Source organism: Pseudomonas sp. PLB05, from assembly GCF_021106615.1.
GTDB classification, from domain to species: Bacteria; Pseudomonadota; Gammaproteobacteria; order Pseudomonadales; family Pseudomonadaceae; genus Chryseomonas; species Chryseomonas benzopyrenica.
This window is the reverse complement of the sequence record NZ_JAJOHO010000001.1, coordinates 1,094,293-1,112,892: the sequence shown is the minus strand read 5'-3', so window position 1 is coordinate 1,112,892 and position 18,600 is coordinate 1,094,293. Positions and strand designations below refer to the sequence as shown.

General features: G+C 65.4%; 17 protein-coding genes and 1 pseudogene. 7 read left to right on the top strand and 11 right to left on the bottom strand.

Going from position 1 to position 18,600, the window contains the following annotated elements:
- Positions 1-145: 145 nt before the first annotated feature.
- Positions 146-1,519, top strand: coding sequence for a sensor histidine kinase (locus tag LRS53_RS05110; protein ID WP_017640488.1), 1,374 nt, complete (start codon positions 146-148; stop codon positions 1,517-1,519).
- On the opposite strand, the gene LRS53_RS05105 is transcribed toward LRS53_RS05110, so the two are convergent.
- Positions 1,494-2,060, bottom strand: coding sequence for a nitroreductase family protein (locus tag LRS53_RS05105; protein ID WP_231355173.1), 567 nt, complete (start codon positions 2,058-2,060; stop codon positions 1,494-1,496). The two genes, LRS53_RS05110 and LRS53_RS05105, sit on opposite strands and share 26 nt — an antisense overlap.
- A 200-nt stretch (positions 2,061-2,260) precedes the next feature.
- On the opposite strand from LRS53_RS05105, the gene LRS53_RS05100 reads away from it, so the two are divergent.
- Positions 2,261-3,643 carry an adenylate/guanylate cyclase domain-containing protein gene (locus LRS53_RS05100; RefSeq protein WP_017640486.1) on the top strand — a complete coding sequence of 461 codons (1,383 nt, stop codon included), beginning with the start codon at positions 2,261-2,263 and terminating at the stop codon, positions 3,641-3,643.
- Positions 3,644-3,713: 70 nt separating this feature from the next.
- Here the strand turns inward: LRS53_RS05100 and LRS53_RS05095 are convergent, their stop codons facing one another.
- Together LRS53_RS05095 and LRS53_RS05090 are read right to left on the bottom strand one after the other, a co-directional pair.
- Positions 3,714-5,408, bottom strand: a complete 1,695-nt coding sequence (locus tag LRS53_RS05095; RefSeq protein WP_017640485.1) for a DEAD/DEAH box helicase — start codon at positions 5,406-5,408, stop codon at positions 3,714-3,716.
- 281 nt (positions 5,409-5,689) lie between these two features.
- The gene (locus tag LRS53_RS05090) at positions 5,690-6,439 is read right to left on the bottom strand and encodes a spermidine synthase (protein WP_017640484.1); all 750 of its coding nucleotides are present in this window, start codon (positions 6,437-6,439) and stop codon (positions 5,690-5,692) included.
- Between the two features lie 112 nt (positions 6,440-6,551).
- On the opposite strand from LRS53_RS05090, the gene LRS53_RS05085 reads away from it, so the two are divergent.
- On the top strand, positions 6,552-7,898 hold the full coding sequence (locus tag LRS53_RS05085) for a class II 3-deoxy-7-phosphoheptulonate synthase (protein WP_231355172.1): 1,347 nt from the start codon (positions 6,552-6,554) through the stop codon (positions 7,896-7,898).
- 16 nt (positions 7,899-7,914) lie between these two features.
- Here the strand turns inward: LRS53_RS05085 and LRS53_RS05080 are convergent, their stop codons facing one another.
- Together LRS53_RS05080 and LRS53_RS05075 are read right to left on the bottom strand one after the other, a co-directional pair.
- Positions 7,915-9,114 carry a winged helix-turn-helix domain-containing protein gene (locus tag LRS53_RS05080; RefSeq protein ID WP_231355171.1) on the bottom strand — a complete coding sequence of 400 codons (1,200 nt, stop codon included), beginning with the start codon at positions 9,112-9,114 and terminating at the stop codon, positions 7,915-7,917.
- A gap of 34 nt (positions 9,115-9,148) precedes the next feature.
- Positions 9,149-9,400 carry a DUF1127 domain-containing protein gene (locus tag LRS53_RS05075; protein WP_231355170.1) on the bottom strand — a complete coding sequence of 84 codons (252 nt, stop codon included), beginning with the start codon at positions 9,398-9,400 and terminating at the stop codon, positions 9,149-9,151.
- A 101-nt stretch (positions 9,401-9,501) separates the two neighbouring features.
- On the opposite strand from LRS53_RS05075, the gene LRS53_RS05070 reads away from it, so the two are divergent.
- Positions 9,502-10,353 carry a LysR substrate-binding domain-containing protein gene (locus LRS53_RS05070; protein ID WP_017640480.1) on the top strand — a complete coding sequence of 284 codons (852 nt, stop codon included), beginning with the start codon at positions 9,502-9,504 and terminating at the stop codon, positions 10,351-10,353.
- Here the strand turns inward: LRS53_RS05070 and LRS53_RS05065 are convergent, their stop codons facing one another.
- From LRS53_RS05065 to earP, 3 genes and pseudogenes are all read right to left on the bottom strand, one after another.
- Complete coding sequence (locus tag LRS53_RS05065; protein ID WP_026083774.1) at positions 10,354-11,094, bottom strand: sulfite exporter TauE/SafE family protein; 741 nt, start codon at positions 11,092-11,094, stop codon at positions 10,354-10,356.
- Between the two features lie 113 nt (positions 11,095-11,207).
- The gene (gene efp / locus LRS53_RS05060) at positions 11,208-11,774 is read right to left on the bottom strand and encodes an elongation factor P (RefSeq protein WP_007158497.1); all 567 of its coding nucleotides are present in this window, start codon (positions 11,772-11,774) and stop codon (positions 11,208-11,210) included.
- 48 nt (positions 11,775-11,822) lie between these two features.
- A pseudogene (gene earP, locus LRS53_RS05055) lies at positions 11,823-12,950 on the bottom strand (elongation factor P maturation arginine rhamnosyltransferase EarP); the annotation flags it as partial.
- A 138-nt stretch (positions 12,951-13,088) separates the two neighbouring features.
- Here earP and LRS53_RS05050 point away from each other — a divergent pair.
- Positions 13,089-13,781: an endonuclease gene (locus LRS53_RS05050; RefSeq protein ID WP_158892791.1), complete on the top strand. Its 693-nt coding sequence runs from the start codon at positions 13,089-13,091 to the stop codon at positions 13,779-13,781.
- A gap of 27 nt (positions 13,782-13,808) precedes the next feature.
- Here LRS53_RS05050 and LRS53_RS05045 read toward each other — a convergent pair whose 3' ends face one another.
- The 3 genes from LRS53_RS05045 to LRS53_RS05035 form a co-directional block, all read right to left on the bottom strand.
- Positions 13,809-14,420, bottom strand: a complete 612-nt coding sequence (locus tag LRS53_RS05045) for a tRNA-(ms[2]io[6]A)-hydroxylase (RefSeq protein WP_160922795.1) — start codon at positions 14,418-14,420, stop codon at positions 13,809-13,811.
- Positions 14,421-14,493: 73 nt separating this feature from the next.
- Positions 14,494-14,970: a DUF1289 domain-containing protein gene (locus LRS53_RS05040; protein ID WP_026083772.1), complete on the bottom strand. Its 477-nt coding sequence runs from the start codon at positions 14,968-14,970 to the stop codon at positions 14,494-14,496.
- 96 nt (positions 14,971-15,066) lie between these two features.
- Positions 15,067-16,512, bottom strand: coding sequence for an NCS1 family nucleobase:cation symporter-1 (locus LRS53_RS05035; RefSeq protein WP_231355169.1), 1,446 nt, complete (start codon positions 16,510-16,512; stop codon positions 15,067-15,069).
- A gap of 298 nt (positions 16,513-16,810) precedes the next feature.
- Here LRS53_RS05035 and LRS53_RS05030 point away from each other — a divergent pair, with 298 nt between their 5' ends.
- Both LRS53_RS05030 and LRS53_RS05025 read left to right on the top strand, forming a co-directional pair.
- The gene (locus LRS53_RS05030; protein ID WP_017640473.1) at positions 16,811-17,515 is read left to right on the top strand and encodes a GntR family transcriptional regulator; all 705 of its coding nucleotides are present in this window, start codon (positions 16,811-16,813) and stop codon (positions 17,513-17,515) included.
- A gap of 8 nt (positions 17,516-17,523) precedes the next feature.
- Positions 17,524-18,255 (top strand): aspartate/glutamate racemase family protein, encoded by a 732-nt coding sequence (locus LRS53_RS05025; RefSeq protein WP_231355168.1) that lies wholly within the window; start codon positions 17,524-17,526, stop codon positions 18,253-18,255.
- The last annotated feature ends 345 nt before the right edge of the window (positions 18,256-18,600 follow it).

Below are 18,600 nucleotides of genomic sequence, written 5' to 3'. Positions count from 1 at the left end.
CTAGAGACAAACAAGGCGAAAATGCCTAAGGAAGCGGATCGGACCCGCGCTCGGGTTTACGAGTGGTAAATGAGCATTCCGAAGGCATTTTCAACGCCGTTTGGCCGACGCGCAGCAGACTTTGAGCAGCTTCTAAGGCGACTGCATGGTTTTTCGTTCTCTCTTCTGGCGCATCTTCGCCACCTTCTGGCTGGCCATCCTGTCCGCGGTCGGCCTGACCATGCTGCTCGGCCACCTGGCCGATCAGGATTCCTGGATCCTCGCGCAGCATCCCGGCCTGCGCGACCTCCCCGAACAGTGGGTGCAACGTTATGAAAACGAAGGTCCCGCCGCCGCCCAAGGCTTACTCGAACAGCGCAAGGGCCGCTACGGCATCGATGTGCTGGTGCTGGGCGAGAACGGCTCGCCCCTGGTGCGCGGCACCCTGCCACCGCGCATCTTCGACCAGGATCTCGACCAGCCGCAGCGTCAGCAGCGCCCCGGCCCCGGCGCCCGCGACCCCAACCGGCCGTTGCCCTGGCGACGCCTGACCGACGAATACACCAGCCCGAGCGGCCAGACCTACCTGTTCATCTATCACCTGCCCACCCCCGAGCTGGGTGCCTGGCGCCGGCAGAGCCTGTTCTGGCCGGTCGGCATGCTGGCCATCGCCACGGTGGTGCTGACCCTGTTCAGCCTGCTGCTGACCCTCAGCCTGACCCGCCCGCTCAATCATCTAAGGCGTGCGGTCCATGATCTCGGGCAGACCGCCTACCAGCAGGACACCCTCGCCCGCCTCGCCCGCCGCAAGGACGAACTGGGCGTGCTGGCCGAAGACTTCAATCGCATGGGCGCCCATCTGCAGCGCCTGATCGACAGCCAGCGGCAGCTGCTGCGCGACGTGTCCCACGAGCTACGCTCCCCGCTGGCCCGCCTGCGCATCGCCCTGGCGCTGGCCGAACGCTCCGACCCCCATGACCTGGGCAACATGTGGCCGCGCCTGACTCTGGAATGCGACCGCCTGGAAACCCTGATCGGCGAGATCCTCGCCCTGGCGCGTCAGGAAGCGGATCCAGGCCCACCCGAGCAGCTGGAACTGCATCCGCTACTCGAAGGCCTGGTGGACGATGCTCAACTCAGCGCACCCCAGCAGCGGGTGGAGCTTGACGTTCCCGCCGCCCTGCGCCTGGACGGCTGGCCGGACGTCCTGGAACGCGCCCTGGACAATCTCCTGCGCAATGCGCTGCGCTTCAATCCGCCCGCCCGCCCCATCGTCATCTCGGCAGCCGCGACCGCCGGCGAGGTACGCATTCAGGTACGTGACCATGGCCCCGGCGTCAAGGCCGACGACCTGCCGCGCCTGGGCGAACCCTTCTTCCGCTCGGACCAGCAGCACGCCACAGGGTACGGCCTGGGGCTGGCCATCGCCCGCCGCGCCGTGGAGCGCCATGGTGGCGAGCTGCACCTGAGCAATCACCCGGACGGCGGCTTTCTCGCCACCGTCACCCTGCCGCTCAGACCGGTGCTGGCCAATGGCTGACCTGAGCGCTCAGATCACGTGGCGCCGGAAGCCGCGGAGCCACCTCGGGCGTGCCCAGGTAGATGTAGCCCACCAGTTGCTCGCCTTCGGTCAGGCCAAGGCCCTGCAGGACCCAGGGATCGTAGCTGAACTCACCGGAGCGCCAGACCGCACCCAGGCCCAGGGCGAAGGCCGCATTGACCAGACCGTGGGCCACGCAACCGGCGGTGATGATCTGCTCCTGAACGGGCACCTTTGGGTGCGCCTGGGGCACGGCGACGACGGCGATCACCAGGGGCGCCCGCAGCGGCATGCGCCGGGCCTTTTCCACGGCCGCGGTATCCGCGTCGGGCTCGCGACGGCGCAAGGCGTCGGCATAGAGCTCGCCAAGCGCCGTGCGACCCTCGCCGGCCACCAGGATCAGCCGCCAGGGGCGCAGCAGCTTGTGGTCCGGCGCCCGGTCCGCGGCGCGCAGCAGGACCTCCAGTTGCTCGGGGGTTGGGCCCGGTTCGGTCAGGCGACCGACCGAGGCGCGATTGCAAAGAGCTTCGAGGGCATCCATAGCGTCTCTCCTGTAAGGATGCTGCAGTGTAACCCAGGGACGACGGCCGAATTTGGCTGTCACAGCAGCGGAATCACTGACATTCTTGGCCGCTACCCGGATGGTCAGCTAAGATCGCGAATGCTAGAAAACCCGGCCGCTTTCATCGTCGCGAACGGAGTTATCCCGACCTCTCGCCTTTCTCGAAACGGACCCGACAGATGAAGTTTGCGCTCAACCGGTTCCTCGCTGCGTCCGGTGACAGCCTGGGCGTCTACTACGCCCGGGTGTTCGCCTATCTGATCGCCGCCGCCAGCGTCACTGCGGGTTACTACACCCAGACCGATGCCGTGGGCCTGTGGTTGATCCCCTATGCCCTGCTCTATCCGCACCTGGCCCAGACCCTGAGCCTCAAGCTCAGACGCGATCGTGGCGCCCAGACCGATATCCTGCTGGCCGCCATAGACGCCATTCACGTCGGCATGGCCGCAGTGGTGTTGCGCTTTCCGCTGATGCCTACCCTGATGCTGCTGTTCATGCTCGGCTACACCAGCATGCTGCGCGGTGGTCCCCGTCTGCTCGGCCTCTGCCTGCTGTTCGCCACCAGTGCCGCGGCGTTGGGCAGTGCCACCTTCTTCCAGGGCGTCGACCTTACCAGCCCGCTACTGGTGGCGGTCACCAGCGTAGTGGGCACCATGCTGCACCTCTGGGGTACCGGCTACTTCCTGCACCGGCAGCGCAAGCGCCTCATCCAGATCAACGACGACCTCAAACGCGAGCAGGAGAAGTCGGCGATCCTGGCGCATAACCTGGCGAAATACCTCTCGCCCCAGGTCTGGGAATCCATCTTCACGGGCAAGCAGCACATCGCCCTGGGCACCCAGCGCAAGAAGATCACGGTGTTCTTCTCCGACATCAAGGGCTTCACCGAGCTGTCCGAAGAACTCGAGGCCGAAGCCCTCACCGACATGCTCAACAACTACCTCAACGAGATGTCGAAGATCGCCGTGAAGTACGGCGGCACCATCGACAAGTTCGTCGGTGACTGCGTGATGGTGTTCTTTGGCGACGCCAACAGCCAGGGCGCCAAGAAGGACGCCGTGGCCGCGGTCTCCATGGCCATCGCCATGCGCAAGCACATGAAGGTCCTGCGCCAGCAGTGGCGCAGCCAGGGCATCAACAAGCCGCTGGAAATCCGCATGGGCCTGAACACCGGTTACTGCACGGTCGGCAACTTCGGCTCCAGCACGCGCATGGACTACACCATCATCGGTCGCGAAGTGAATCTGGCCAGCCGCCTGGAGAATGCTGCCGATGCCGGCGAGATCCTGATCAGCCACGAGACCTACTCGCTGGTCAAGGAAACCATCATGTGCCGCGACAAGAGCTGGATCACCGTCAAGGGCTTCAGCAAGCCGGTGCAGATCTACCAGGTGGTGGACTTCCGTCGCGACCTGGGCGCCTCCCCCAGCTATGTCGAACACGAACTGCCGGGCTTCTCCATGTACCTGGATACCAACAACATCCAGAACTACGACAAGGAGCGGGTCATCCAGGCGCTGCAACTGGCGGCGGAAAAGTTGAAGGACAAGGTGATCCTCTAACTCCCCCCGCCTTTCCTGCAGGCAGAAAAAAGCCCCGGATATCCGGGGCTTTTTCATGGGACCGCGGGGATCAATCCTCGCGATAGCGACGCAGGCGCAGGGCCTTGCCAGCTACACGGGTGTCCTTGAGCTTGGTCAGCAGACGCTCCAGGCCTTCCTCGGGCAGCTCCACCAGGCTGAAGGAGTCACGGATCTGGATGCGGCCGATGGCCTCGCGATCCATGCCGCCTTCGTTGATGATGGCACCCAGCAGGTTCTTGGCGGCAACGCCGTCACGGGCGCCCAGGGCGGTGCGGCAACGCACGCGGCCTTCCGGCAGCGGCTGCATCGGACGACGCTCGCCGCGATCCGGACGCTCGCCGCGCTCAGGGCGGTCGCCCCGCTCAGGACGCTCGCCACGGGGACGTTCGCCACGACCGGCGCCGGGGGTCAGCGGCTGCTCGCGACGCACCGACTCGATGTCCAGGGCGCGGCCGCTGGTCAGCTTGGCCAGCAGGGCCGCCGCCAGGGTCGAAGGATCGCACTGCAGACGCTCGCACAGTTCCTGACGCAGGGCGCCGTGGGTGGTGTCGGCATCGGCCAGCAGCGAACCCACGCCATCGGCCAGGCGGGAGATACGGGCTTCCAGCACGGCTTCGGCGTCGGGCAGGCGGATTTCGCCGACGCGCTGACCGGTGACGCGCTCGATGACCTGCAGCATGCGGCGCTCGCGCGGGGTGACCAGCAGCAGCGCACGACCTTCACGACCGGCACGGCCGGTACGACCGATCCGGTGCACATAGGATTCCGGATCGTAGGGCATGTCCACGTTCAGCACGTGGGTGATGCGCGCCACGTCCAGACCACGGGCAGCGACGTCGGTGGCGACCACGATGTCCAGCGAACCGTCCTTGAGGGACTCGATGGTCTTCTCGCGCTGGGCCTGGGGCATGTCGCCATTCAGGGCGCTGACGCGATAGCCCTGGCGCTCCAGCAGCTCGGCCAGGTCCAGAGTCGCCTGCTTGGTGCGCACGAAGGCGATCAGGGCGTCGAAGTTCTCCACTTCCAGCAGGCGCAGCACCGAGGCCGGTTTCTGGTCGGCGTGGACCATCAGGTGCGCCTGCTCGATGCGGGCGACGGTCTGGGTCTTGGCCGCGATGCGGACGTGTTGCGGCTCCTTGAGGTGACGCTCGGCGATGGCGCGGATCGACGGCGGCAGGGTCGCCGAGAACAGCACGGTCTGGCGGGATTCCGGCATGGCTTCGAAGATGAATTCGAGGTCATCCATGAAGCCCAGCTTGAGCATCTCGTCGGCTTCGTCGAGCACCAGGTGCTGGACGGTGGCCAGCAGGTTGTCGTCGCGACGCAGGTGGTCGCACAGACGACCGGGGGTGGCGACCAGTACCTGGGCACCCATGCGCAGGGACTTCAGCTGCGGGCCCATGGGCGCGCCGCCGTAGAGGGCCACGACCTTCACGCCGGGCATCTCGGTGGAATAGGTTTCGCAGGCGGTAGCCACCTGCAGGGCCAGTTCACGGGTGGGAACCAGCACCAGAATCTGGGGTTCTCGACGGGACGGGTCGAGCTGCGAGAGCAGCGGCAGAGCGAAGGCTGCGGTCTTGCCGGTACCGGTCTGCGCCTGGCCGATCATGTCGTGGCCGGCGAGGATCACCGGGATGGACTGCGACTGGATGGGCGACGGCTCTTCGTAGCCGACGGCCTTGATGGCGGCGAGGATGGCGGGATTGAGATTGAGCGCAGCGAAATTGCTGATGTCCTGGGTCATTGTCTTGCCTCGTGTGCTTCGCAAAGACCCCAAAGCCAAGAGCTGCGCTTATCCGAATGACCGAAGTCGCCCAGGCAGCCAAGGTGTGAGCTTTTTGCGAAATAAAGATGAAAAAGGGGTGGAGCGTCTAGGATTGTTCGCCGTCGGGCGAACGCACGACCGGTGTAACCATGGCGGCGGACCGGGAAAATGCAGTTCCTGAACGGAAGGTCAAAAAGACCGGGGCGAATAATACCCGAACCCTGGACATTTCTCCAGAGAACCTTGGTCTACTTTTAGGGTCAGGTTGCCGCACGCAGGTTGTTCAGATAGGCCTCCAGATCGAAGCCGATGCGCAGGCTCAGTTCGCGAACGCGCTGCCGTGTGCCAGCTTCGTCCAGCTCCTGCTCCAGGCTCGCCGGTACCAGCAGGATCACGTTGCCCTCCACCACCGGGCACTCCCAGTAATGATGGCGGAACAGCCCGCGCAGCAGCGCCGCGCCCAGCGGCTTGCCGTCGGTGGCGCTCCACTGGTTGATCATCAACCAGCCGCCCGGGTTGAGCTTGGCCTGGCAGTTTTCCAGAAAGCGCCAGGCCAGGTGGGCGCTGGACGGGCCGACATCGGTGTAGAGATCGACAAAGATCAGATCGGCCGGCGCCGCGCTATCGAGCAGCTCCAGGGCATCGCCGATCCGGATCTGCAGCCGCGGATCTTCGCCAAGGCCAAGATGCTGCCGTGCCAGGCGCGGCACCGCGGGGCGCAGCTCCAGGGCTTCCACCGCCTCCAGGGGCAGCCACTTGAGGCAGGCCTGAGTCAGGGTGCCGGCGCCCAGGCCGAGAAAGAGCGCCCGCTGCGGCTGCGGGTGGCAGAGCGCGCCCAGCAGCATGGCGCGGTTGTAGTCGTATTCCAGCCAGGCGGGGTCCGTGGTGAAGACACAGCTCTGCTCCACCTCTTCGCCGAATTCAAGGAAGCGATAAGGCCCCACCTCCACCACCCGAATCCGGCCATGGTCGTCGACGACCTCTTCCAGCAACACTTCCGTCTCGACCATCACCACCCTCCTCTATAGCCGCCCATGGTAGCCGCGATGGGCACTGTCTATCGAGAGTTGTCGCTGCTATCGGTTACCATGGAAGGCTTCGTCGCACCACTCAGAGAGAATCATGTCCGCGCCCTGGAGCCCCACCAGCTGGAGAGGCCTGCCCATCCAGCAACAGCCCGAATACCCCGATCAAGCCCGTCTCGCCGATGTCGAGCGCACCCTGGCGGGTTATCCGCCCCTGGTCTTTGCTGGCGAAGCCCGCGAATTGCGACGACAGTTCGCTGAGGTCACCCAGGGGCGGGCCTTCCTGTTGCAGGGCGGCGATTGCGCGGAAAGCTTCTTCGAATTCTCTGCCGGCAAGATTCGCGACACCTTCAAGGTGCTGCTGCAGATGGCGGTGGTCATGACCTTTGCCGCCGGCTGCCCGGTGGTCAAGGTCGGTCGCATGGCCGGCCAGTTCGCCAAGCCACGCTCTGCGAACGATGAGGTCCAGGATGGCGTCTCCCTGCCGGCCTACCGCGGCGACATCGTCAATGGCATCGACTTCACCGAAGGCAGCCGTGTCCCGGATCCTCAGCGCCTGATCCAGGCCTACAACCAGTCCACCGCGACCCTCAACCTGTTGCGCGCCTTCGCCCAGGGTGGTTTCGCCGACCTGCACCAGGTGCATCGCTGGAACCTGGACTTCATCGCCAACTCGGCCCTGGCCGACCGCTATCACCAGCTGGCGGACCGCATCGACGAGACCCTGGCGTTCATGCGCGCCTGCGGCCTGGACACCGCGCCCCAGGTCAAGGAAACCAACTTCTTCACCGCCCACGAGGCGCTGCTGCTCAACTACGAAGAAGCCTTCGTCCGCCGCGACAGCCTGACCGGCGATTGGTACGACTGCTCCGCGCACATGCTCTGGATCGGCGATCGCACCCGCCAGCCCGACGGTGCCCACGTGGAATTCCTGCGTGGCGTGAACAACCCCATCGGCGTCAAGGTCGGCCCTTCCACCACCAGCGAAGACCTGATCCGCCTGATCGACACCCTCAATCCCGCGAACGATCCAGGCCGCCTCAACCTGATCGTGCGCATGGGCGTGGGCAAGGTTGGCGATCACCTGCCGCGGCTGATCCAGACCGTCGAGCGTGAAGGCCGCCAGGTGCTGTGGAGTTCGGACCCCATGCACGGCAACACCATCAAGGCCTCCAGCGGCTACAAGACCCGGGATTTCGCCAGCGTGCTGGGCGAGGTCAAGGAGTTCTTCGGCGTGCACAAGGCCGAGGGCACCTATGCTGGCGGCATCCATATCGAGATGACCGGACAGAACGTCACCGAGTGCATCGGCGGCGCCCGTCCGGTCACCGAAGACGCCCTCTCCGATCGTTACCACACCCATTGCGATCCGCGCCTGAACGCCGACCAGTCCCTGGAACTGGCCTTCATGATCGCCGAGACGCTCAAGGGCATCCGTCGTTGAGCAGCCTGCGCGGCCTCTAGCGCCGCGCCACTGCCTCCCGCAAGACGTCCGCCGGCCCGTGCAATTGCAGGTCGGCGAGACCCAGCCAGCCGCCCAGGGCCCGTAACTGCCCAGCCAGGGCATCCAGGCCTTCCTCATCCAACCCCGCCGGCTCCAGGTGCACCGCATGCACCGCCAGGCGCGACTGCGCCCGCTCGGCGCGCAGATCCACCCGCGCGGCCAGCCGCTCTCGGTAGAGAAAGGGCAGCACATAGTAGCCATAGACCCGTTTGGGTGCCGGCGTGTAGATCTCCAGTCGATAGCGGAAACCGAACAACTGCTCGGTGCGCTCGCGCTCCCAGACCAGGGAATCGAAGGGCGACAGCAACGCGGCGGCCTGCACCGGCCGCCCGGGGTCCGGGGTATCCACCACATAGGCTGGCTTCGACCAGCCCTGCACCTGGATCGGCTGCAGACTGCCCTCCTCCTGCAACTCGGCGATACCCTGGCGTGCTTCGGCGGGACTCAGACGGAAGTAGTCGCGCAGCTGGACCTCGCTCGCCACCCCCAGGGCACGGGCGCTGCGCAACAGCAGTGCCCGCCGTGCGGCTTCAGGCGTGGGGGCCGGAGCCGCGAGCAGCGCCGCCGGCAGTACCCGCTCGGGCAGGTCATAGAGCCGCTCGAAACCGCGCCGCCCCGCCACCGTCACCTCGCCGGCAGCGAACAGCCACTCCAGCGCCAGCTTGCCCGGACTCCAGTCCCACCAGGGACCGGCCTGCTCGGCACGCTTCGCCAGGCTGCCAGCGCCCAGGGCGCCGCGTTGCACGACCGCTTCCAGGGTCTGGGCGACGACCTGCGGCTGCTCGACGGCGAACCGTGCCAGCTGGCGATAGATGCCGACGCCCTGGCGCGCCTGCTCGCGACGCCAGCGCAACTCGGCCCAGACCTCGGCTGGCACCAGCGAGGCCTCGTGGGCCCAGCACTCATAGAGCTGGCGCTTGCGCCCCCGGCCCCAAGCCAGGGCATCGAAGTCGGCGAAGGCATAGCGGCCGAGACGACTGAACAGCGGTAGATAGTGCGAGCGCACCAGGGCGTTGACCGAGTCGATCTGCAGCACATTCAGGCGCACGGCCTGGCGGTACAGGGCGGCAGCGCCCGCGCCGCCCTTGGGTTGGCTACCGAAGCCCTGGGCGCGCAAGGCCAGGCGTCTGGCCTCGCGCAGGGAAAGGCTTTCCATCCGAACTCCTGATAGCGAGAGGTGATGCTCCACCCTAGCAGGATCGGCGGCCGCCCTCCTCTGCCGGCTGCTGCCAAAAGGGCTTGTCAGCCTCCTGCCAGGTATCGGCGCGACTCAGACCCAGGTCGTGCAAGGCACTGTCATCCAGCCGATAGAGCGCACGGCGCTGACGGGAGACCTGCACCGCTCGCTGCAACCAGGCCAGGGCCCGACGCAGGCGGCAGCTGACGTCCAGATATCCACGGGCGCGAGCGAACGAATCATGGTGAGTAGCGAGCCGAGCCATGGTGAAACTCCTTCTCCAGGGGGTATGGCACAAGTCTGGAAGCTGGCATAACATCAATCAAACGAATCTTTCTGATGTGATCCATTCACCAGGCTGATGCCATGAACTACCCCAGCATAGAGACCGATCTGTTGCGCACCTTTGTCGCCATCGCCGACCAGGGCGGCTTCACCCGTGCCGCCGAGGTGGTCAATCGCACCCAGTCGGCGGTGAGCATGCAAATGCGCAAGCTCGAAGAAGACGTGCTACAGCGGCGGCTGTTCGAGCGGGAGGGCCGCCAGGTACGCCTGACGGCGGAAGGCCAGATCCTGCTGGGCTTCGCCCGGCGGATCCTCAAGCTGCATGGCGAGGTGATGACTACCCTGCGCGAGCCGCACATGGTGGGCACGGTGCGTATCGGCACCCCCGATGACTATGTCATGAGGTTCATTCCGGGCATCCTGGCGGGCTTCGCCAAGGCCTATCCGCTGGTGCAGGTGGACGTCCACTGCGAGACCACCGCGGGCCTGCTGCAACGTCAGGACCTGGATCTGACCATAGTCACCCGCGAACCGGGCAACGAGATCGGCCTGCCCCTGCGTCGCGAGCGCTTCATCTGGGCCGAGGCGCCGGGTTTCGATATCCACCAGCGCGATCCGTTGCCGCTGGCGATGTTCAACACCTCGTGCTTTCTCAGCGAATGGGCCCGACGCGCCCTGGACAGTCGTGGGCGTGGCTATCGCCTAGCCTACAGCAGCCCGAGCCTGGCGGCGCTGCTGGGCATCGTCAAGGCGGGCCTGGCGGTCACCGCGCAATTAGAAAGCCTGTTGCCCAGCGAACTTCGCCGCCTGAGCGAAGCCGAGGGCATGCCCGATCTGCCAGCCTGCTCCATCGAACTGCTGCGCAATCCGCGCAGCGCTTCACCCATCATCGACACTCTCGCCGAGCATATCGCCGAGGGCTTTCGGCAGTAGTCAGCGCAGCGCCAGCAGCACCGCACACAGCAGCAGGAAACCACAGAACAGCAGCCGCAGCAGGCGCTCGGGCAGCTGGTGCGCCAACTTCACGCCCCAGCTCACGCTGAGCAGCCCACCCAGGGCGAGCGGAATACCCACGCTCCAGTCGACTTCCCCATGCCAGGCGTAGCTGGCCAGGGTGACCCCGGTGGTGGGCAGCGCCATGGCCAGGGACATGCCCTGGGCCGCCACCTGGGTCAGGCCCATGACTCCGGCCAGGATCGGCGTGGCGATCACCGCCCCACCGACACCGAACAGCCCGCCGACCATACCCGCCACCAGCCCCAGCACGCCGAGACCCAGCCGGCTCGGCGTTGTCAGCGGCGGCTGGCCACGACGATAGAGTTGCCAGAGGTTGTAGAGCACCAGCAGGAACAGGAAGCCGACGAAGCCGTGGCGCATCGAGCGGGCATCCAGGGACACCGCCAAGGCCGTGCCCACCAGGGCCGACAGCATCCCGGCCGCGGCCAGCAGCCCGGCGCGTTGCCAGTCGATGCGGTTGCGCTGGTTGTACTTGTAGACCGACAGCAGCACGTTGGGCACCACCATCACCAGGGCGGTGCCCTGGGCCAGTTGCTGGTCAAGGCCGAATAGCAGGGCCAGCACCGGAATGGCGATCAAGCCGCCGCCGATGCCGAACAGGCCACCCACCACACCCAGCAGCGCGCCGAGGACGACATCGATCAACAACGTAAACAGCGATTCCACGATGGCACTATCCAGCAGCGAAAGGTTGAAACAGCGGTCGATTCCGGCAGACACCCAGACAGCAAAAAGCCCGGCAAGCCGGGCTTTCTGTCGAGACGCCTGGTTTAGACCTTGGCGCGCGACTTGTACTCGTTGGTACGGGTGTCGATCTCGATGTGGTCGCCGATATCGCAGAACTCGGAAACCTTCAGCTCGTAGCCATTGTTCAGGCGCGCGGTCTTCATGACCTTGCCCGAGGTGTCGCCGCGAACGGCCGGCTCGGTGTAGGCGATCTGGCGCACGATGGTGGTGGGCAGTTCGATGGAGATGACGCGGTCGTTGTAGAACACCGCTTCGCAGACGTCGGTCATGCCGTCTTCGATGAAGGCGATGGCCTCGCCCAGGTCGTCTTTCTCCACTTCGTACTGGTTGTAGTCAGCGTCGACGAAGACGTACAGGGGATCGGCGAAGTAGGAATAGGTCACTTCCTTGCGATCCAGAATCACCGGCTCGAGCTTGTCGTCAGCGCGGAAGACGGTCTCGGTCGCGCTGCCGGAGAGCAGGCTCTTCAGCTTCATCTTGACCACTGCAGCGTTACGGCCGGACTTGTTGTATTCAGCTTTCTGGATGACCCAGGGAGCGTTGTCGATCATGGCCACTTGGCCGGCACGGAACTCTTGTGCGGTTTTCATGCGGTTATCCGTATGGATGGAAGAACGGGATTTCGAGGCGCCATATGATAGCCAATCTGTATGGAAATGCACCAGGCTGGCGGCAAGATCGCTGTGAGAAGCCATCCGATCGCTCCAATCCCGCGCCAGCAGACGCCAGTCCTCGACCTGCGCCTCCAGCGCCGACCAGGCCACCGCCAGGTCGCCGCGACCGTTCCAGGCCAGCCACAGGTCACTGACCGCGGCGCCCAGTTCAGGGGTACCTGAGGCGACATAGCGCGCCAGAAAGGCCTCGAGCTTGACGAAATGGGCGTCTTCCTCCTGCGGATAGATGTGCCACACGAAGGGGTGCGCCGCCCACTGGGCGCGGACGAAGGAGTCCTCGCCGCGGATGGCATTGAAGTCGCAACACCACAGCAGTCGGTCGTAGTCCTGCTGGGAGACGAAGGGCAGCACCTGCACCCGCAGGGCGCCGCGACGGTGGCTGTCGCCGGCCTTGAGCCAGTCGACGCCGAGCCAGGCGGCGACGTTGGCCAGCACCCGGCCCTCCGGTACCAGCAGGCAGGTAAGGCGAGTGCCGGCGCTGAGGGCGTCGAGCCAGTCGATCAGCGCCGGGTTCTCGTAGGCGAACAGCGAGAACAGTCGCTCCCCGGGCTGGCGCCGAACGCCCAGCCCAGCCAGAAAGTCGTCCCGGGCCGCGGCCGCCTGGAGGAAGCCGTCACGCTGATCGAGCAGGTCGTGCTCACGCAGCAGCCCGCCCACCTTGGCGGTAAAGCCGGGAAAGAAGAAGTACTTGTTCAGCCCGGTGGGCTGCAGCGAAGGCAGGGCGTGACAGCCTTCGATCCACTCCTCGGCGCTCAGGTATTCCAGGTTGAGCCAGAGCGGGCGCTCGGCGCGACGCGCCATGGCGGTGACGAAACCTTCCGGCAACTGACAGGCGAAGGCTTCCACCACCACGTCGCCGGGCTCGGCCGCCGTCCAGTCGGCGTGCCAAAGACGCACCTCGACGCCACGGTGGCATTGCTGCTCGGCCTTGCCATCGACGCCCGGCTGGATCCGCGCCAGGGGATAGAGATCGTCGATCCAGAGGCGGACCTGCTGCCCATGCTCAGCGGTCAGCTGATGGGCCAGACGCCAGGTGATACCCGCGTCGCCATAGTTGTCCACCACCGTGCAGAAGATGTCCCAGGCTGCCATGCCATACCTCTAAGTCATTGATATCGAATCGTGTTCTGCGCCCTTGCCAGGCGGTCGCGAGGCGGATTCCAGTGAACCCAATCACACCGCGACCCCAAGCGGGTCGGTAGTATCCGCGCTTTTTCGGACGGATTCTCCATGTCGTTGCGCCCTGCCCTGCTGTTCTGCCTGAGCCTGGCTTCCCTGAGCGCCCTGGCGACGCCCCAGCCGCCGCGTACCTTCGGCGAAGCCAAGGTGGTGGCGGCCAAGGTCTATGCCAAGCAAGGCGTGGACTTCTATTGCGGCTGCCACTACAGCGGCAAGACCGTGGACCTCAAGAGCTGTGGCTACGTCCCGCGAAAGAGCGCCCAGCGCGCCAGCCGCATAGAATGGGAACACATCGTCCCCGCCTGGGTGATCGGCCACCAGCGCCAGTGCTGGCAGAAAGGCGGTCGCAAAAACTGCACGGCCAACGATCCGGTGTACCAGAAAGCCGAGGCCGACCTCTTCAACCTGGTGCCGGTGGTCGGCGAGGTCAATGGCGATCGCAGCAACTTCGCCTTCGGCTGGCTGCCGCAGAAGCCCAGCCAGTATGGCGCCTGCCAGATGGTGGTGGACTTCAAGGCCAAGACCGCCATGCCCCGCCCGGAAATCCGCGGCATGGTCGCCCGTACCTACTTCTACATGAGCGATCGCTACGACCTGCGCCTGTCCAAGCAGGATCGCCAGCTCTACACCGCCTGGACCAAGCAGTATCCACCGGAGGCCTGGGAGCGTCAGCGCAACCAGCGCCTGGCCTGCATCATGGGGCGCGGCAATCCCTATGTAGGCGAGACCAAGGCCTGCAAGTAAGGCGGTGCAGAGCCAGTTCAAAGGCTCTCAGGCTGCGGAGGGGATGCCGCTATGGAATCTCAGCTCGCGGTCGCTGGAGGTGATCAGCTCCACTTCCAGGGCGCGCACCTCGGCGATCTTGGCGTCGACGTCGTCGCGCTCGCCATAGAGATAGGCGAGCTTGAGATAGTCCTGGAAATGCCGGGCCTCGGAGGCCAGCAGGCCGCTATAGAACTTGCCCAGCTCCGCGTCCAGGTGGGGCGCCACAGCACCGAAGCGTTCACAGGAGCGGCACTCGATGAAGGCGCCGATCACCAAGCTGTCGGTCAGCTTCAGCGGCTCGTGGTTGCGACAGAGCTTGCGCAGGGCACCGGCATAGCGGGCCGAACTGACGTTGCGGTGCTCGATGCCACGGCGCTTCATGATTTGCAGCACCTGCTCGAAATGGCGCAGCTCTTCACGGGCGATGCGGGACATCTTCCAGGACAGCTCGGCGCGATTGGAATAGGTGAACAGATAGTGAAAGGCGGCGCCAGCGGCCTTCTTCTCGTTGTTGGCGTGGTCCTGCAGCAGCGTCGGCAGGTCCTGCAGCGCGGCCTCGACCCAGGCATCCGGCGTGCGGCAACCGAGGAATTCGTTCATCTCGGGCAAGGACATCAGCGTAATCCCGTGCAAAAGCCGCGCATTATAGAGAAAGGCGCGCGTCTGGGCAGCGCCACTCGCCCGGCAGCACTCAGACGCGGCTGTCGACGCCTTCGAGCAGGAAGCGTGGGGCGATGTAGCGATCGTAGTGAGCTTCGGACAGGAGGAAGAATTCCCGGTCGATGGCGTCACGCAGATCGGCAAGGGGGCGCTCGCGAAATTCCGGCAAGAGGCGCACGCCATAGGCATCCAGCTGCTGGATGTGGCGCGCACCGCGGGCCAGCAGCTGGTAGGCCCAGCAGTATTCCGACTGATCCGGCCGGAAGCGGATGCTGCGCTGCTGCAATTGCTGGCGCAAGAGCCCCGGATCGAAGACATCGACCTTGGCCGACACCACCTGCACCAGCAGCAATTCCAGACGCGCCCAGACGGCGCGGCGCTCTTCTTCGCCGTAGAGATTCCAGTTCACCACCTCGTGGTGGAATCTCTTGCAGCCACGGCAGACGTGGTCGCCGAACATCGTCGAGCACAGGCCGACACAGGGCGTCTTGATGACAGGAGCGGGCATGGGCGGCAAGCCTTGGAGCAAAACGCCTAGTCTAGCCGGAAACGTCGACGACCGGCGCGGGCCACCCGCGCCGGTCGTGCAGAACCCCAGGCCAAATCACACCGCGGCGACGCTCCGGCTTGGCAGCGGATTAGCGCTACGGCGGCTCAGCCCGTAGAAGAACAGCCCGCCCAAGAAGCAGCCGGTGAACCAGGCGAAGTTGGCGATGGGCTTGAACCAGGGCACGAAGGTGAAGCACAGCCCGATCAGCGCCGCGGCCACCAGTGCCTGGACCGCGACCCAATTGACGCCGCCGCTATACCAGTAGGCGCCACTCGGGCTGTCGTCGAACAGCGCATCGACATCGATACGGCCCTTGCGCAGCAGGTAGTAGTCCACCAGCAAGATGCCGAACAGCGGGCCGATGCAGGACGCCAGGACGTCCAGGGTGTAGTGGATCACCTCGGGGTTGTTGAACAGATTCCAGGGGGTGAGGAAGATCGAGGCCACCGCGGCGATCATGCCGCCTGCGCGCCAGCTGATCTTGCTCGGGGCCACGTTGGCGAAGTCGAAGGCGGGCGAAACGAAGTTGGCGACGATGTTGATGCCGATGGTGGCGGTGACGAAGGTGAAGGCACCCAGCAGCACCGCGGTGGTGTTGTCGATGCGGGCCACGGTGGCGATGGGATCGTGGATCATCTCGCCGAACACCGGAAGGGTGCCGGAGACGATCACCACGGTGACCAGGGAAAAGGCCAGGAAGTTGATCGGTAGCCCCCAGAAATTCCCGCGACGAACGTCCTGCATGGAGCGGCAGTAGCGGCTGAAGTCACCGAAGTTGAGCGTGGGCCCGGAGAAGTAGGACACCACCAGGGCAATGGCGACGACTACCTGGCCAAAGGCCGCCCAGCCGGTCAACTGCTTTTCCGCCAGGGTAAAGCTGATGTTGCTCCAGCCGGCGCGCCAGACGATCCAGGCGGCGAGCAGGAACATCACCGCATAGACGGCAGGGCCAGCCCAGTCGATGAAGCGGCGAATGGACTCCATGCCGGCCCAGAACACGCAGGCCTGCAGGAACCAGAGGGTCAGGAAGCCACCCCAGCCCAGGTAGGAAAGACCCAGGAAATCGCTGTCGCCATAGACCGCCAGCGCGGGGAAGAAGCGCAGCACCACGATGACCAGGGCGCTGGAGGCCAGGTAGGTCTGGATGCCGTACCAGGCCACCGCGATCAGGCCACGGATCACCGCTGGAATGTTCGCGCCGAAGACGCCGAAGGCCAGCCGGCAGACCACCGGATAGGGTACGCCAGCCTGCTGGCTGGGCCGGGCGACCAGATTGGCGATGACCTGAACGATGCAGATCCCCACCAGCAGCGCGATCAACACCTGCCAGCTGGCCAGCCCCAGGGCGAACAGGCTGGCGGCGAAGACATAGCCGCCGACGCTGTGCACGTCGCTCATCCAGAAGGCGAAGATGTTGTACCAGCTCCATTTCTGCTCGACCGGGCCGAGGTCTTCGTTGTACAGACGTGGGCTGTAGCCCGGGGGAATCTGCTGGTTCATGAATCGCCTCCTCCGTGGTGGCGGGTACCTGCATACGGCGCCCGCCTTGTTTTGTATACAATCCCACCGAGCAGAGACCGTGCCAGTTACCGCGAAATACCCTTAACTCGCTGGCTCACTAGGGATTTCTCACAGGAAGAGCTGCCAATGCAGCATTCCAGACGTTACCGGACGTGCACTCCCCTGGGGCGTTTGGTGGCAGACAGGCGCTACCTTGGCGCACAGCGTCAACCAGATTCCCCCATCGTCGAGGCCCCATAACTTGTATACAATCTAGGCAAATCGCTGGAGCCAGCCCATGAGTGCAGTACCCTCGCCGCTCGCCGTCGCCGCCTCGCCCCGTGACGAACGGATCTACCAGGACATCCTCGACGCCATCGTCGAGCATCGCCTGACTCCGGGCACCCGGCTGCCGGAAGACACCCTGGCGGAAACCTTCGGCATCAGCCGCACCGGCATTCGCAAGGTGCTGCAGCGGCTGGCCCTGGAACGCCTGGTGACCCTGCGCGCCAATCGCGGTGCCCAGGTCGCCCAGCCCAGCGCCAAGGAAGCCCAGGACATCCTCGCCGCGCGCCAGCTGATCGAACCGGCGCTGATGCCCCTGGTGGCCGCACGGGTCGACAGCGCCCAACTCGCGCCCCTGCGGCAGCTGTGCCTCGAGGAGCACGAGGCCCAGCATGGCGGGCGCCACAGCCTGGCGATCCAGCTGTCCGCGCGCTTCCACGTCGAACTCGCCGCCCTGGCCGATAACCAGGTGCTGACCGAGCAGGTCGCCCAACTGGCCAGTCGCTCCTCGCTGCTGATCGCCATCTATGGCTCGCGGCACAGCCTGGGTTGCGATTGCGGCCAGCACGAAGACCTGCTGGACCTGCTCGTCCAGGGCAAGGGCGCGGCCGCCAGCGACTGGATGGCGCAGCATCTGCGCCTGATCCGCGAATCCCTCCGGATCGACCGGCCCGTGGCCGCCGAGCCCGATTTCCGCAGCATCTTCAAACGCAGTTGAGGCGTCCCATGCAGATTCAGGTCATCAATCCCAATACCAGTGCCAGCATGACCGCCAAGATCGGTCGTGCGGCCCAGGCCATCGCCCGCCCGGGTACCACCATTCTCGCCAGCAACCCCGAAGCCGGTCCGGTTTCCATCGAGAGTCACTACGACGAAGCCGTGGCCGCGGTCGGCGTGATCGAAGAGATGCGCAAGGGCGTCGAGGCCGGCTGCGCCGCCCATGTCATCGCCTGCTTTGGCGATCCAGGTCTGCTCGCGGCACGGGAAATGGCCAAGGGGCCGGTGCTCGGCATCGCCGAGGCCGGTTTCCATTTGGCCAGCCTGCTGGCCACCCGCTTCGCCGTGGTGACCACCCTCACCCGTACGCGCATCATTGCCGAGCATCTGCTGCAGCGATATGGCTTCGCCGAGCTGTGCACCTCGGTACGCTGCATCGATCTGCCAGTGCTGGCACTGGAGGACGCGGACGACAGCCTCATCGAGCTGATCGCCGCCGAAGGGCGCCGGGCGCGTGACGAGGAAGGTGCCGGCGCCATCGTGCTGGGCTGCGGCGGCATGGCCGATCTGCGCGAAGCCCTGAGCGAGGCCATCGGCGTCCCGGTGATCGAAGGCGTGAGCGCCGCGGTCAAGCTGGCCGAGTCGCTGGTCGACCTGGGCCTGGGGACCAGCAAGCACGGCGACCTGGCCTATCCCATCGCCAAGCCCTTCACCGGGCGCTTCGCGCATCTGGGCCGCTAGACTACGGCCAAGGTCTAACAGCGTGACGCACACGATGCGACAACGCAGCGCTTAACTTCGCCAGAGGCTTGGCGTAGAATTAGGCAGCCTTATAGGCGCAATGTCCGATACGAAGCTGTTTTCAAAGCGTCACGAGCAAAGTTTCCGGCGACCTTCCGGGCAGCGGCGGCCTCATCAACCGCCAACTGCCCGACCTGCCTTGCAGCAGCCGGCGTAAAACTTTGAAAACAGCTTCTAGCGGAGTGCGTCCGGCGTGACGGTGGTCCTGCCCGCAGCCTCCCCCGTCAAACCCTGCCGGATACATTTCGGGGCGCCAGCCCCCGGACGCAATATTGGACCACTGAT